16 protein-coding genes and 1 pseudogene are annotated in these 14,860 nt (G+C 69.7%); 12 read left to right on the top strand and 5 right to left on the bottom strand.

The features are described from left to right. The 4 genes and pseudogenes from AC08OP_RS09355 to AC08OP_RS09340 all read left to right on the top strand — a co-directional run. Positions 1–592: pseudogene (locus tag AC08OP_RS09355) on the top strand (FxSxx-COOH system tetratricopeptide repeat protein); the annotation flags it as partial. 152 nt (positions 593–744) lie between these two features. Then, on the top strand, positions 745–1,005 hold the full coding sequence (locus AC08OP_RS09350) for a hypothetical protein (protein ID WP_476613829.1): 261 nt from the start codon (positions 745–747) through the stop codon (positions 1,003–1,005). A gap of 92 nt (positions 1,006–1,097) precedes the next feature. Continuing rightward, on the top strand, positions 1,098–1,712 hold the full coding sequence (locus AC08OP_RS09345) for a GNAT family N-acetyltransferase (RefSeq protein WP_462188380.1): 615 nt from the start codon (positions 1,098–1,100) through the stop codon (positions 1,710–1,712). Positions 1,713–1,947: 235 nt separating this feature from the next. Then, entirely contained in the window at positions 1,948–3,516 is a 1,569-nt protein-coding gene (locus AC08OP_RS09340) for a mechanosensitive ion channel family protein (protein ID WP_476613828.1), read from the top strand. Between the two features lie 136 nt (positions 3,517–3,652). On the opposite strand, the gene AC08OP_RS09335 is transcribed toward AC08OP_RS09340, so the two are convergent. Further along, on the bottom strand, positions 3,653–3,961 hold the full coding sequence (locus tag AC08OP_RS09335; protein ID WP_011434649.1) for a GlsB/YeaQ/YmgE family stress response membrane protein: 309 nt from the start codon (positions 3,959–3,961) through the stop codon (positions 3,653–3,655). Positions 3,962–3,992: 31 nt separating this feature from the next. After that, entirely contained in the window at positions 3,993–4,544 is a 552-nt protein-coding gene (locus AC08OP_RS09330; protein ID WP_476613827.1) for a hypothetical protein, read from the bottom strand. A 478-nt stretch (positions 4,545–5,022) separates the two neighbouring features. Between AC08OP_RS09330 and AC08OP_RS09325 the strand changes: the two genes are divergently transcribed. From AC08OP_RS09325 to AC08OP_RS09315, 3 genes are all read left to right on the top strand, one after another. Continuing rightward, positions 5,023–6,549: an amidase gene (locus AC08OP_RS09325; protein ID WP_476613826.1), complete on the top strand. Its 1,527-nt coding sequence runs from the start codon at positions 5,023–5,025 to the stop codon at positions 6,547–6,549. 270 nt (positions 6,550–6,819) lie between these two features. Continuing rightward, positions 6,820–7,908, top strand: coding sequence for a PP2C family protein-serine/threonine phosphatase (locus AC08OP_RS09320; RefSeq protein WP_476613825.1), 1,089 nt, complete (start codon positions 6,820–6,822; stop codon positions 7,906–7,908). Positions 7,909–8,107: 199 nt separating this feature from the next. Then, positions 8,108–8,590: a hypothetical protein gene (locus tag AC08OP_RS09315; protein WP_476613824.1), complete on the top strand. Its 483-nt coding sequence runs from the start codon at positions 8,108–8,110 to the stop codon at positions 8,588–8,590. Between the two features lie 16 nt (positions 8,591–8,606). Here AC08OP_RS09315 and AC08OP_RS09310 read toward each other — a convergent pair whose 3' ends face one another. Next, positions 8,607–9,251, bottom strand: coding sequence for a TIGR03086 family metal-binding protein (locus tag AC08OP_RS09310; protein WP_476602107.1), 645 nt, complete (start codon positions 9,249–9,251; stop codon positions 8,607–8,609). A gap of 492 nt (positions 9,252–9,743) precedes the next feature. Between AC08OP_RS09310 and AC08OP_RS09305 the strand changes: the two genes are divergently transcribed. From AC08OP_RS09305 to AC08OP_RS09295, 3 genes are all read left to right on the top strand, one after another. Next, a complete protein-coding gene (locus AC08OP_RS09305) occupies positions 9,744–10,568 on the top strand; it encodes an SAM-dependent methyltransferase (RefSeq protein WP_476613823.1) in 825 nt (274 codons plus the stop codon). A gap of 49 nt (positions 10,569–10,617) precedes the next feature. Continuing rightward, positions 10,618–10,977 (top strand): hypothetical protein, encoded by a 360-nt coding sequence (locus AC08OP_RS09300; RefSeq protein ID WP_476613822.1) that lies wholly within the window; start codon positions 10,618–10,620, stop codon positions 10,975–10,977. Between the two features lie 235 nt (positions 10,978–11,212). After that, positions 11,213–12,496, top strand: coding sequence for a Kelch repeat-containing protein (locus AC08OP_RS09295; protein ID WP_476613821.1), 1,284 nt, complete (start codon positions 11,213–11,215; stop codon positions 12,494–12,496). Positions 12,497–12,572: 76 nt separating this feature from the next. On the opposite strand, the gene AC08OP_RS09290 is transcribed toward AC08OP_RS09295, so the two are convergent. Next, positions 12,573–13,268, bottom strand: a complete 696-nt coding sequence (locus AC08OP_RS09290) for an NAD(P)-dependent oxidoreductase (RefSeq protein WP_476613820.1) — start codon at positions 13,266–13,268, stop codon at positions 12,573–12,575. A 247-nt stretch (positions 13,269–13,515) separates the two neighbouring features. Between AC08OP_RS09290 and AC08OP_RS09285 the strand changes: the two genes are divergently transcribed. Together AC08OP_RS09285 and AC08OP_RS09280 are read left to right on the top strand one after the other, a co-directional pair. Continuing rightward, positions 13,516–13,683 carry a sigma factor gene (locus AC08OP_RS09285; RefSeq protein WP_476613819.1) on the top strand — a complete coding sequence of 56 codons (168 nt, stop codon included), beginning with the start codon at positions 13,516–13,518 and terminating at the stop codon, positions 13,681–13,683. Then, positions 13,632–14,006, top strand: coding sequence for a hypothetical protein (locus tag AC08OP_RS09280; RefSeq protein WP_476613818.1), 375 nt, complete (start codon positions 13,632–13,634; stop codon positions 14,004–14,006). The genes AC08OP_RS09285 and AC08OP_RS09280 overlap by 52 nt, the downstream gene beginning before the upstream one ends. Positions 14,007–14,085: 79 nt before the next feature. On the opposite strand, the gene AC08OP_RS09275 is transcribed toward AC08OP_RS09280, so the two are convergent. Then, on the bottom strand, positions 14,086–14,860 hold a 775-nt coding region (locus tag AC08OP_RS09275; RefSeq protein ID WP_476613817.1), incomplete at its 5' end, for an SGNH/GDSL hydrolase family protein.

The raw sequence follows: 14,860 nt of genomic DNA, 5'->3' as shown, positions 1-14,860 counted from the left end.
GGCCTACGTGGGAGAAGATCAGCCGGAAACCCTCACCGCAGCCATCAGCCTGGTGGGCGATCTGTGCCTGAGCCGGGAGGTACCGGCTGCGCGAAAGCTGGCCGAGAACACCTTCCAACAGGCCAAGCGCCGGCTTGGCGCGGACAATCTCTACACCCTCGCGGCGGCTAACGCACTGGTCGTCGCCATTCGGCTCGATGGCGACCCGGACGAAGCCGGCGCCCTCGCCCAGGAAACGGGGAACAGATTACGGGCCGTTCTCTCCGACGATCACCCTTTCACGGTGTCATGCATGCTCAATCTAGCCAACTGCCGCTACGACAGTAACCAGATGATGAGCTCGCGGAGTCTCGACGAGGACGCCGTCTCTCACCTGCGGAACCGGCTCGGCGATGACCACCCGACCACCCTGATCGCCTCCGCCAATCTGGCGATCGACCTGTCCGCCCTCAGCGAGACCGAGACGGCAGATGCGCTACGCGCAAATGTTCTAGCCACACTCGGGGAGAGTCTGGGAGCCGACCATCCGATCATCGCGTCCGTGCGGGCCGGCGATCGCATCGACCTCGAGATCGACCCACCCCCGCCCTGACCCGGGTGCCCGGCGACTCAGGAGACGGCCTCCGGAGGCTCTGCCCGTTACCAGGTGCAGCGTACGGGTCGCCCGGCAGCCGGCCGCAGGCTAGTGCACCAGGGGGCAGGGGTGTTCGTCATCTACTGAGCATCATCGCCGCACCCGGCGGCGTGTTGTGGGCCACTTTCGACTTCTCTCCGCTGCCGACCAGTCCGAAGGTTCCCACCGGTGCGTTTCTCGTATGGATCACCTGCACCGATGGGGCGGTGAATCTCAGCGGCGAACGCTGGATCAACCACCCGGACGGCTATGCCATGACGAATCTCTCCGTGCGGCCCCGCGCCGACCATCCCGATCACCTGATGGGCCGGGTTCATCTGCAGGGATGCAGCGATTACGCCGTCGACCGGATCTTAAAACCCGGCCGGTGACCGAGCCGCCGAACGCCAGGATGGGTGACTGCCGCGGGTCCGGCGCTCCAGGTCCTTTACCTTCCGGCCCGGTGAACAGGCAGGATCGATCTGTGCGGACACGGCGGGCATCAGAGGAGGACTGGGGCGCGATCTGGCCGATCTGGCGGGCCGTTGTGGTCGAGGGCGAGACCTGCGCCTGGACACCGGACACCGACGAGGACGTCGCGAAAAGCGCGTGGATGCTGCCCCCGCCGGCCGAGGTTCTGGTGATGGAGGAGGACGACGGCCCGGGCGATACCTCGATCATCGCGACCGCACTGCTCACACCGAGCCAGCCGGGCCTGGGAGATCATGTCGTCCAGGCGGTACTGCTCGTTGATCCTAAGCGGGTGGATCACGGGGCTCCGCGCGGCGGGGCCGGAATGTACCAGGGCTACGGGCCGTACGGGGGACGTAGCTACTACGGCGGCCGGGGAGCCGGGGGCGACCGCTGGGAGAGCGTCAGCCGGCAGGCCGCGGAGCAGATGATCGAGTACGCGGCCGATCTCGGCTACCGGGCGATGCAGCTCAACGCCGTCGTCGCCGCCAATCCACGGTTGGTCGCGCTGTGGCGCTCGCTGGCGTTCCGCCTCGTCGGGACCCTTCCGGCGGCCTTCCGCCATCCCTGGCTCGGCGACGTCGACCTCTACGTGATGTACCGCTTCCTGCCCGCCCGGGAGAACTGACCGGCGCACCGGGTGCCTGCGCCCCTGGCAGAGAGGGGAGCACCGTCGCCGGAATCCTCACCGGAGGATCCGGAGGGATACTGAGGGATAGGGATACTGAGGGCCGCGGAGGGTAGCGAGGGATACCGAGAGACGTGGAGGAGGACGCACCGGCGCGGGTTCGCGACCCGCGCCGTCCAACCATGCCATGGTGCCCGTCCCCTCCTGCCCATGGCCCAGGACGAGGAGCCTGTCTGTGCATCTGAGCGCCGCGCCCGATCTGTCCTTCTCCGACACGCGATCGACCATCGCCGTCCTGACGATCCTGGGCGGTGCGGTCCTGCTGGCCCTGGCCGTCTCCGTGTTGCTGCACCGCATGGCCAGACGGATCGGCCGCCATTCGGAGATCGTCGCCGATCTCGCACAGCACGGTAAGCGGCCGACGCGACTCACGCTCGTGCTGGTGGCCCTGCTCGTCGGCCTCAACTCCACGGCTGAACAGGCCTGGACCGAGGCGGCCCTGCGGGTGTCCAATGTCGCCCTTATCGCTGGAATCGCCTGGTGCGTCACGGTGCTCGCGTTCACCTTCGAGGACCTCGCGCTCGCCCGCTACCGGGTGGATGTCGTCGACAACCGGCATGCCCGCCGGGTGCGCACCCAGGTCATCCTGCTCCGACGGGTCACGGTGGTCATCATCTCGATCATCGCGGGCGCCTCGATGCTCATGACGTTCCCGAGCGTCCGCGTCGCCGGCGCCAGCATCTTCGCCTCGGCCGGCGTGATCGGCATCGTCGCGGGGCTGGCCGCCCAGACCTCGCTGTCCAACGTCTTCGCCGGACTCCAGCTGGCCTTCACCGACGCCATCCGGGTCGACGACGTGGTGGTGGTCGAGAAGGAGTGGGGCAGGATCGAGGAGATCACTCTCACCTACGTCGTCGTCCACATCTGGGATGACCGGCGGATGGTCCTTCCGTCGACCTACTTCACCACGACACCATTCCAGAACTGGACCCGCAAAGAGTCCGCGGTCCTCGGTGCCGTCGAGCTGGACCTGGACTGGGCAATCCCGATCGACGAGATGCGGGCCGAGATGCACCGGGTCTTGGACGCCACGGACCTGTGGGACAAGCGGGTCTGTGTCCTGCAGGTCACCGACGCCATCGGTGATCACATCCGCATCCGCGTCCTGGTCAGCGGCAAGGACGGACCGACCGTGTTCGACCTGCGCTGCCACATGCGCGAGGCACTCATCCGATGGGTGCAGCACAACCATCCGACAGCCCTGCCCCGGACCCGCATCGAGTTCGACGCCTCCGCGCACCTGCTCGGTCTGCGCCTCCCGGATCAGGGCCGGCCCGATGACCGCGACGGCCGCGGCCACCCCGACGGCGACCACCCCGGCAGCAGGTCCGACCGGCTCCGCAAGACGAACGGCATCCGCCTCGACGAAGCACCAGCGCGGGCGGTTCCCGTCCCAGTGCAGGGTCTCCTCTCCCCCACGATCATGGCTGCCACGAACTCGGCCGCGGTTACCACTGCCGGCAGCGCGAGCCGGGAGGCGGAGACCGGTACGGGGGGCGGGACGAGCACCGCGCCCGCGGATGCGCATGCCGATGCCGCCGAGGACGCCCGGCTGTTCTCCGGCGCGAGTGCCGACGCCGCGGAACGGGCACGGAACTTCAGCGGGACCAGCAAGATCGACGAGCACGACAGCTCCGCTTCTTCTCCACCGCCCCGCGACGACGATGACGACGCGGCACACCCGGCAGAATCGACCCGACGCCAAACGACACCGAAGGCGCATGACGACACCGGAGGCGCATGACGACACCACAGAAGGCTCCGGCCCGGGTCCTCCGCAGGTATAGAGGGCCCGGGCCGGAGCAGGTGTCGGGTCAGAGCAGGTGCTCTGCGTGCTGCCGACCGGGTCGCGGTCACCCGGTCGCCGACGGGTATCGCGATTACCGGCGGGCGTAACGACGGCTGCGGGTCGACCCCGACCGGCCGCCGTGGCCCCCCACGTTCCGCCACACCAGGAGAACCAGGATGGCACCGATGATGGACCCGAGAATGCCGGACGGCTGCAGAGCGCCTTCGCCGACATCCTTATTGAACAGGACGTAACCGAGGAATCCTCCGACGAAAGATCCGATGATTCCCACCACAATGGTGCCGAGGATCCCGATGGGATCCCGGCCGGGCAGCAACACGCGTGCGACGGCCCCGGCGACAAGTCCGAGCAGAATCATGACTACAATGAAGGTAATCATTGTTTTCTCCCTACCGAGGTGGTTGGATTACTTATCCCCGGCGCCGCCGTCCCCCCCGGACCAGCAGCAGCACCACCGTGCCGGCCAGGACCCCGCCCGTGGCCTTCGGGTTGCTCCGCATCCGCTGCCCGACGGACCGCGCGGCTTTCCCGCTGGTGGCGAGGGTCTTCTCGGTGGCGACCGACACATGGGGAGCAAGGGTCTGGACGGCCTCGTTGACCTTCTGGCGCACCTCAGCGGCTCCGCCGGCCACTCTGGCCTTGGTGCCCGGGGTGTCGGCCCCGGTGCCCGGGGTGGTCGTGTCCGCATCGGCCAGGCCCGAGCCACTGACGTTTCCCGCGCCACTGACGTTTCCCGGGCCACTGACACTTGAGGTGGCGGTGGTCGCGGCGATGACGTCGGGGCTCGGCGCCGGGGAACCGTGACCGTTCAGGCCGGGTGCCGGGCCGGAATCTACACTCCCGGTACCGGTCGGGACCGGGGGGACCGGGGGGCGCGCGAACGGAGCCGTGGTCGTGTCGTCGGCAGGAAGCGGCGCGGTCCGTGCGGGCTCCGGCATCACTGAACTCGGGTCCATTGGCATCGTTCGGTTCCTCCCTGGAAGGTGTCGGTGTCTGACCTGGGGACCGGGTCCGACCTGGAATCGATGGCTGAGCTGGTCAACGGCTGAGCTGGCATCACGCTCAGCCCGTCCGACCGGGACCGACGCGGACCAACTGGCCGGGCCGCATCTACGATCAGGACTACCGGCGGCTCCCCGTGGCGCGCAGAGAAACCCGACCGGGCGGGATGTTCACTAGCCGTACTTCTCGTTGTCATACCCGGAATCAATGCGGATAACCCGATGTGGGCGCCCTGACGGGACACGGGGCCGCATCGCCGATACCTAATACTATCCATAAAAATATAAATGCCACCTAACGACCAATATCGATCATGGATCATCTCTCCCCAATTCACCCACGGCAGGGGATAATGGGAGGTATCGGGCGATCGACGGTGCGGACGACCCGGCGTCGGCTACGGTTCGGACAGCAGCCATGAGCGTCAGGGGGTGGCTGATGTCGGATGTGCCCACAATGTCCTCCGCAGCCGACCGGAACGGTCCACTCGAAGGCATCCGCACACTGGCCGCACGCCTCGCCTCCGGCGAGATGACGTCCCGCGAGCTCGTCGAAGCCGCGTTGGCCCGGATAGCGGCGACCCAGACCACCGTTAACGCCTTCCGCTGGGTACGGGCCGAGGCTGCCCTCGCAGAGGCCGAGGCGGCGGACGTCGCACTCGCCGCCCGCGGGAGCCGGTCCGGCCGACTCAGCCGGTCCGGCCGACTCAGCCGGGACGCCCGCGGCAGCTGGTGGGGCGCGACGGGATGGCGACCACTACTCGGCGTGCCCATTGCGATCAAGGACGACACCGACCTGACCGGTACCCCCACGGCCTTCGGCGCCATGGGGGAGTTCTCCCCCGCGGTCCGGGACAGCGAGATGGTGCGACGGCTGAAGGCGGCCGGTGCCATCATCATCGGCAAGACCAACACCCCCGAGTTCGGGCAGTGGCCGTTCACCGAGGGCCGGGCGTTCGGGGTGACCCGTAACCCGTGGGATCTCGACTACTCTCCCGGCGGCTCCTCCGGAGGCGCGGCGGCCGCGGTGGCCGCGGGGCTGGTACCGGCGGCGATCGGTTCGGACGGGGCGGGCTCCGTGCGCATCCCCGCCGCCTGGACCCACCTGGTCGGGATCAAACCGCAGCGCGGGCGCATCTCGAGCGCCCCGGTCCGCGAGCAGTTCAACGGGCTCACTGTCTACGGCCCGCTAACCAGGACCGTCGCCGACGGGGCCCTGCTGCTCGACATCCTGTCCGGCAGCCTGCCCATCGACCGGGCTCGACCGCCGGCGCCGGCCGAGCCGTTCCTCACCGCCGCCGGCCATCCCCCTTCCCGCTTGCGGATCGGGCTCTCCCTGCACCACCCGTACAGCGGGATGCCGGTGGCCCTCGATCCGGCCGTCCGGGCCGCCGTGGAACGGCTGGCCGAGATCCTGGCCCGCTGCGGGCACGACATCGTGCCGGTGGAGCCGCCCTACGGCCTGCTTGGCACGATCTTCCTGCCGCGGTCCATGGACGGCATCCGCGACTGGGCCGGGCGGGTGCCCGATCCCACCCTGCTCGACCCGCGGACCATGGCCAACGCGCGGACCGGACGGATGCTGCGCCCGTTCCTCCCGCTGACACGCGCCGCGGAGCCACTGGCCCGGCTCAACATCGGCCGCATCTTCCGGCGGGTCGACGTCATACTCGCCCCGACGACCGCCACGCCGCCGCCCCGGGTGGGCGAGCTCAACCGGGAGAGCAACTGGGCCACCGACCAGGCGATCGTGGCGGCGTGCCCCTACACCTGGCCGTGGAACGTCCTCGGTTGGCCCGCCGTCAACGTACCGGCCGGACGCACCGCGGCGGGACTGCCCGTCGGCGCCCAGCTGATGGGGCCGGCGAACAGCGAGACCTTGCTGATCTCCCTCGCGGCGCAGCTGGAGGACGGCGAGCGCTGGCACCTCCATCAGCCGGGAGAACGCTCGGCCCACGCGATCTGACGATCTGACCCGACGGGCACCCGACCCGACCTGGTCCACAGGCCGACCTGGTCCACGGACCAACCTGACCTTACGGGTAGCGGGGTGTTACCGAATAGCCGAAATGCGAGGGCCTCTCACGGAACCCCGATCCGGCCGGGACAATGACCCATGCGAAGACGTCGTTCAGGCGCTGGCGGACCCGGCGGACTAAGCGGACCCGGCGGACTAAGCAGACCCGGCGGGCTAAGCAGACCCGGCGGGCTAAGCAGACTCAGCAGGCTCCGCGGGGTGGAGGATGTCCGTCCCCTCATCGCCGGAACGCTCGTCCTCGTCACGATCATCGTCCTCGACGCGACGCCCGGGCTGATCCTGGTCGGGTACTTCGGTCTCGGACCAGTGATCATCGCGGCGACCAGTCCACCCCGAGTCACCGCCGCGGTCGGAGCGCTGACAGTGATCACGGCACTCCTCTCCGGGTTCTGGGATCATTGGTTCGGGACCGGTCCGCATCTCGCCGCGACCACACTGGTCGCCCTCCAGTCCGTGATCGCCGTCTACATCTGCGCGCACCGGGAGCGGCAACGCTCACAACTGCACCAGGTCAAAGCGGTTGCCGAGGTCGCGCAGCAGGCACTGCTACCGGCGGTCCCCAACCGGCTCAACGGGGCCGGTTTCGCGGCTCGGTACCTCTCCGCCGCCCAGGAGGCGTCGGTGGGTGGCGATCTCTACGAGGTCGTCTCTACCTCGCAGAGCATCCGGATGATCATCGGCGATGTCCGCGGCAAGGGCCTGCCGGCGGTCCGGCTGGCCTCGATAGTGCTCGGCGCCTTCCGCGAGGCGGCGGTAACCTGGCTCGACCCGGAACAGGTGGCCGCCGCCTGCGCCCGCGCGGTGGGTCGAGAGGCCGAACCCGAGGACTTCGTGACGGCGCTCATCGTCGACATCCACCCGAACGGTCGGCTGGGCCTGTGCTCGGCCGGGCATCACCCGCCGCGGCTGGTCTCGGCGGACGAGTGCACCACGCTGGAACTGAAGTCGCCCAGTCCGCCACTCGGGCTGGCCGAGCGCTTCTCCGTCACGACGGCGAGCTGGGCGGTCGGCGATCGGATGCTGCTGTTCACCGACGGTCTCACCGAGGCCCGGGACGGCCGGGGGCGGTTCTTCCCCCTGGACGATCATCTGGACCTGCTGCGGGGCGGCAGCCAGGACGACGCACTCGACCGTCTCGCCGGGGCTCTGCGCGCCCATGTGGACGGCAGGCTGCAGGACGACCTCGCGGTGCTGCTGGCCGAGCGGGAGGCGGGACCGAGTGGCGGGACCGAGTGGCGGGATGGGAGCGGGGACGGGAGCCGGCGTCCTGAGCTCCTGAGCTCCTGAGCCCGGCGGGACCCGGGCGGCCCCTCGGCCCAAGATCCGACTCCCATCCGGCGTGCCGCTGCCCCTCGGAGCCCGTCGCGATCAGCTACGGTCACCCAATGCGGAGGGATTCCGTGGCCGCCGTCGGATACCGACGCCTACAGTTGTGCTCACGGGTATTCACTCCAGGTATCGATACGCCGGACGGTCGGAGACGGTCGTGAGCTTTCCGGTGGATTCCGGTGACCGTCGCACCGTGCGGCTGCTCCTGACCCTGCTCGTCGTTGTGAGCGCCGTGGCCGCGTTCGCCGTCGGCGGTCTGATCGCGACGTCCGGGTTACGGGTGAGCTGGGGACGCGCCGAGGGCGCCGCGGCAGCGGCCGAGGTCCCCGTCGCCAAGGACGGCTCGCTGCCGGCAGCGATCGGCAGGCTGGGCATCGGCGGCGGCTCGGATCCCTCGTCACTCACGGATCCCTCGCCACTCACGGTGGGCCCCTCCCCGAAGAGCGGGCCTTCGCCGGCCACCGTGTCACCGGCGCCGACGGATGCGGGCGGGGCGAAACACCCGGTGCCAAGCCCGGTGCCAAGTGGCGAGGACCCGTCTACACCCACGGCACCGAGCCCGCAACACAGCTGCGCGGCCCCGGCCACCTCCGCACCCGGCGGGTCGGGCGCCCCCATCCTCATCTACCCGTTGTGCTGATATCCGTTGTGCCGAGCTATCCGCCGGATCCAGGCCGCCAGTCGGGCGAGCGGCCGGTGAGGGCCAGCAGCCTCGTCCACTCGTCGGCGTCATCCGGGACCGGCACCGGGCGGGCGAAGATGCCGGCCGCCCGCCAAGCGTCGATCTGCGACGCCAAGTGCTCGTGGACCCGGTGCACGAGGTCCCGGTCGGACCCGACGCCCGCCGCCGACGAGGTGTCACCGGCCCGCCGGCCGTGCATGTCGATCGCCCGCGCCAGATCCCAGCCGTGGATCAGTAGGTCGGCGGTCAACTGGAAGGCGTACTCGCTCGCCGGCGTGGGGCCGAAGGAGAGGACCGGCACCGACGCCCAGGCTCCCGGGCGGTTCCAGGCGTCCCGTGCCCCACGGGCCGCCGCCGGCCAGCTCGCCACGGGATCCGCCCCGAGCTGATCGCCGTCGAACCGGGGGCCGATGTCAGCCATGGTGAGGCCGGCCAGCAGCGGCGGCACCCATAGCTGCTCCACGGTGAGGTGGTTGACGAGCGCGCGGACGTTCCAGTCCCGGCAGGGCGTGGGCGCATCCCACCCGCCGGGCGGCACCGCCCGCACCTGCGCATCGAAGAGGTCCAGCGCCCGGACGAGCGCGTCGTGACGTTCCGCGACGGTCAGCATGGTCGCCATCGCACCGCTCCCTTCATCCGTCGCGGTACCGATCCCGGGCCCGCGCGGGTCGTCCCGGACCGGGGTGGACTCGGTTCCGGCCGGCGATCCGCAGACCCCACCGGCCTACCCCGCACATCGGCATGCACTCTCACCTGCCGCGACGGCCTCACGATCCGTTGCCTCATGGCCCGTTGCCTCATGGCCCGTTGCCTCACGATGGCCCGTTGCATCGCGGTTCGCGACCGTGCTGCTTGCGGAACCGTCCCAGTAGGGGAGACGAATCACTGGCGTTCCTCGGGGCATTGTGGTAGTCCTCGGGGCGTTGTGGTAAACGGTCATAAATCTGGCTTCCAGCTCCGCCGCGGAGGTTTCCCACGAGGCGAGAGGGACGGTCCCGGGCTGGTTGTCGGGACGCCGCACCGGACCGGCGAACCGGCGCCGGGTGACGAGCGGGCAGAGGACTACGCTCACACCAGGCAGAATCCACCGAAGCGGAGGAAGGACCCGAACATGACCGACGACGCATATGCCCCCGAGGGGCTGGCGGAGAAGCCCCAATTCAATTCGGATGTCGCGCACACCGCCCGGGTCTGGAACTACTGGCTCGGTGGCAAGGACAACTTCGCCTCCGACCGCGCGGTGGGCGACCAGGTCCAGCAGATACTTCCGCACATCGTCGACACCGCCCGCGCCGACCGGGGTTTCCTCACCCGAGCCGTGCAATTCCTGGCCGGCGAGGCAGGTATCCGTCAGTTCCTCGACATCGGGACCGGGCTGCCCACCGCCGGAAACACCCATGAGGTCGCCCAGGAGATCGCACCGGAATCGCGCATCGTCTACGTCGACAACGACCCTCTTGTTCTGGTGCATGCCCGAGCGCTGCTCACCAGCACCCCGGAGGGCGCCACCGACTACCTCGAGGCCGACATCCGGGATACCGACCGAATCCTGGAAGCCGCGGCCCGAACGCTGGACTTCACCCGGCCGGTCGCGCTCACCCTACTGGGGGTGCTGAACTTCGTTCAGGATGCCGAGGAAGCGCTGCGGATCGTGCACCGGCTCCTGGATGCTGTGCCGTCCGGTAGTTATCTGGCCATCGCCCACGCCAGCAACGAAGTCTATCCCGAGGAGGCGGAGCGGGTGCGGCAGTTCTGGAACGAGAACGCCACCCCACCCATTGTCTTTCGCGACGCGAAACAGATCGCCGTGTTCTTCGACCGGGTCGAACTGCTCGAGCCCGGCGTCGTCTCGTGCTCGCGGTGGCGGCCGGCCTCCAATGATCTCGGTATCCCGGCCGAGGTGCAGCAGTTCTGCGGAGTGGGCCGCAAGCTCTGAGGACTTCTGCCTAGCGGCTCGTTCAGCCTCGTCGCCGGCCGGACGACGCGTGAGGGGACTGCCCCTCCCACCGGGCCCCACCGATGATCCGAACGCGCCGATCCGCCCGGCGAGGACCGGACCGGCCCCGGGTACCGATCCCGCCGGGGCCAGTACCGCCGGGGCCGATCCCGCCGGGGCCGGTACCGGCCCGGTCGACGTGCCGAGCGTGCTGGTGGTCGCCGACAAGTTCCCCCCGGTGCTCGGCGGCATCCAGACGTTCGCCTGCCATCTCGCGGCCGGGCTTCCGGCCGACCGGATGGTGGTCGTGGCGCCGGCCGCCGCCGGCTACCGAATGATCACGGTATGGCTGCCGATGGCCCCGTCGGCCTGCGTCCTGGCCCTGTTGGTCCGCCGCGGCCACCTCTGACCCGCGCCACCCACCCCCGTCGGGGGATAGTCCCGCACCGCGTCAGGCCCACTCGTCCCGTCCGGGTGGACCCGCGGGCACCGAACCCAACGGCGATTACTCTTCGAATCAATGGGAATGCACAACGTCAGAATGCACAACGTACAGCTAGTTCTCGCGCGTGCACCGTCATCTGCCCATGCCATCCACCCGTCGGTCAGGGCCGCACCCGCGGTCCTCAGAGGGGGGAGACTTCATGAACTGGTCCCGTACATCACGTCGGTGCGCCTCGCGTGCCTTCGTCCTGACCGCCACGCTGGCAGCAGCCCTGGCCGCGCCGGGGCTGCTCAGCTCGGTGGCCGAGGCGGCAGCACCGACCGGCAGCCCGACGGGCAGATGCCCGTCGCTGCCCCAGATCGCCGGCCCGTTGCAAAGCTGGGAGACGGTTACCGCCCTGCCAGCTCCCCGTGCCCATCTCGCGGCCACCACGGGATGTGACGGACGGATCTATGCGATCGGCGGCCAGTCCGCCGAGACGGGCGCCGGCGGCGGCGCCCCGGGCTCGCCTACGGGGACGCCCACGGCAACGCCCGGCCCGACCGCGTCACCAACCACCACACCCACGTCACCGACCACCACACCCACTTCACCGGCCGCCACACCCGCATCACCGGCCGCCACACCCGCATCACCGATAGCCACACCCGCATCACCGACGGGCACCGGCTCACCCACGTCACCACCGGGCGTCGCCCCCCTGACGCCGGTGGGAACGGTCCAGGTCTACGACCCGCGGAAGAACGCCTGGACGGACGCGCCCGATCTGCCGACCGCGCGTACCCATCTCGCCGCCGCGACCGACCTCGATGGCCGGATCTACGCGATCGGCGGCCGGTCCGGCAGCTCGAACCAGCCCACGGACATCGTCGAGGTGTACACCCCGTCCGACGGAAGCTGGTCGGCGGGGAAGCCCCTGCCGAGCGCCATGGGTGACCCGAGCGCGGTCCGCGGCACCGACGGCAGGATCTACGTTCTCGACGCGAAGACCCTGGCGATCTACGATCCCGGCTCGGACAGCTGGTCGACGGCCGGAGCGCCGCCGCCCGCGAACAGGGCTCCGGTCCTGACGGCCCTGCCGGACGGCCGGATCCTGGCCGCCGGCGGCATCGGGGCTGGCGGCGGCTCCGCACAGCGGGCGGCCACCGACGTCTTCGCCTACACACCGGGTTCGGATGCGGCTGAGAAGGGCTCGTGGGCCCAGATGTCCGACCTGCCGGACGGCGTCGCGGGTGCCGCCGGGGCGACCGGCCCCGACGGCCGGGTCTACATCATCGGCGGGCGGGACAGCGCCGGGAACGTCACCGGGGCGGTGCAGGTCTACACCCCGAAGGACGACCGGTGGGCCGCCGGACCGACCAGCTCCCCCTCGACCCGGGCCGGGCATGCCGCGGCGACCGGTGGTGACGGCCGGGTGTACGTGCTGGGTGGAACGTCCAGCACCGGCAAGACACTGAACACCGCCGCCGCACTGAACAAGTAACGAACAACACCACCAGCCGGCGCCGGCCGCCCTGTCCCATGAGGCCGGCGCCGGCCGCCGGCCGCGTTTGCTGAGGTCAGTCCCGCTTGAATGCCTCCCGGCGCAACATCTGAAATAGCGTCGGGACGCCTTCGCGGGTCGTCACGGCGACCGCCTTGTGCACGAACCGTACCTCGGTCGCCTGTTCGAGCAGGCTCGCGGCCAGGTCCATGCGGCTGGTGAAGATACCCGGCGCCTGGTCCTCGTGAAGCTCGTAGCTCGTCACCCCGGGCGCATCGAACAGACCCGAGGGACGCATGATCGTCCAATCCAGGTTGCTGTCGCGCAGAAGTTCCTCCATGCGGCGCATGTCACGGTAGGTCGTCTTGCCGATCGTCGCGGTGATCAGCGGCTGGAGGACCCGGTTAAGCAGGAAACCGCCATCGGCATGATGATGCGGCTCGGTGGCACTCGAGCTCACCACGACCACTCGCTTGACCCCGTGCCGGAACATCGCCGCAGTGATGTTCCGGATTCCGTCGCTGTAGATGTTGATCGGTTCGCGCGTGAACGGCACGCCAAGCGTCGACAGCACCACGTCGGCTCCTTCGACGGCCCGATCGACGGCCTGGGCGTCGTGCACGTCGGCCCCCACGACGTCGAGCCGTTCGTGCGTAATCGGGAATTCCGCCGGTCGCCTGGTCACCGCGACGACGTCGTAACCGGCGGCCAGCGCCTGCTCGGTCAGCAGCCGGCCGGTCGGCCCGTTCGCTCCGAACACGACAATCCTCATTGCTGCGCTCCTCCTGACCCACGGGTACGCGGATCACCTGCCTGTCGGATGTCCGTCGGATGTCTGTCGGATCCCGCCGGACAGATGTGACCGCCGCGCCCACCGGCCACCGGCCACCGGCCACCAGCCGTCCCCAGGACCCAGACGGGTGGCGTCACGGGGGTGGCCCCGTCACATCGGCGGTGCCGCGTTCGTCAACTGCTCAGGAGAGGCTAGTCCGGAGGGGTGCAAGCGAGGGGTGCAGGCAATGGACGATGCGACGTGGCAGGCCGAGCAGTTCGAGCGCCAGCGCCCGCGGCTGCAGGCGGTCGCGTACCGCATGCTCGGTTCGCTCAGCGAGGCCGAGGACGCCATCCAGGAGGCATGGCTGCGGCTGAGCCGCTCCGGCGACGATTCGAGGAGATCGCCCCGATAGTCGACCGGACCCCCGCCGCGGCCCGCCAGCTCGCCAGCCGCGCCCGACGGCGGGTGCGAGGCGCCCCGACGGTCCCGGACCCCGACCTCGCCGTCTTCTACCGCCGCCTCGCCGCCCGCCGAGGCGGCCGACGCGCCCTGGTCGCCGTCATGCACAAACTCACGCTCGCGATCTGGCACGTCCTCCACAACAAGATCCCCTACCACGACCTGGGTGCCGACCACTTCGCCAGACGAGATCCTGAACGCACCATGCGCCGCATGATCAAACAAGCCAACAGCCTCGGCCTGACCATCCGTTTCGAGCCGATCGCCGCAGCCTGAGCGCGCCGGTCACCTTATTTTCGTGTCAGACCCCCGACAGACCCGGAGACAGTCTCGAATGTGTCAGCCTCGGATGTGGTCAACGGCCGGTGGGAAGGTAGGCGGTGATGATCGCGGTGGCCAGCGCGCGCTGCCCCTGGCCGTTGGGGTGGAACGCGGCGGAGAACGGCGTTCCGAGGGGGTCAACGTCGGGGGGACTGCCTGTACTGCTGCAGAACTCGTGCCCGGCGAAGGCGTTCTCGGTGTCCACGTAGGTCACGCCGGCCGCCCTCGCGGCGGCGCGGATCGTGCTGTTGAGGTCGTGGACGGTCTGGTTGAACCAGGCCGCGTCGGCCGGCTGGATGCGTACCCCCAGCTTCCCGAGGACGCTGACCGGGCACGGGGCGTCCAGAGTGTCGGGGAACAGCCGGGGATAGCCCAGGACGAGGATCCGTGCCCCGGGGGCGAGGCTGGGGGCCCGTCGGATAGCCCGGTAGGTCTCAGTGAGTTGTGGCTGCAGGGTGTTCAGAGCAGTCCCGACGGCCGGTGCGGAGTGCTCCCGGCAGGACGGGAGAAGTGTGGTCACGTGCAGTGCCGCACAGTAGACCGCGATGTCGGCGAAACCGATGTCGTTGCCGCCGACGGTGAGGGTGACCAGTCCGACGGTGTCGGCCAGCCCGTCCAGATAGGTGTCCTGTGGTGGGGTGCCAGGCCCCTGCGACGTGGAGAAGTCCCGGGTGCGTGCGCCCGCGCAGGCCCCGAAGGTGAACAGTGGATCAGACGTCGCGGACGGCGGCGGGTCCTTGGTGGCCAGGGCGGCGTGGACGAGAGCCGGGTAGGCGGCGGTCGAGCGTCGGCAGCCACCGAATGGCCGG

The sequence above is a fragment of the Frankia sp. CeRuru1 genome (assembly GCF_977966315.1).
Note: the sequence above shows the minus strand (reverse complement) of the source record. Positions and strands in the feature narration are given on the sequence as shown.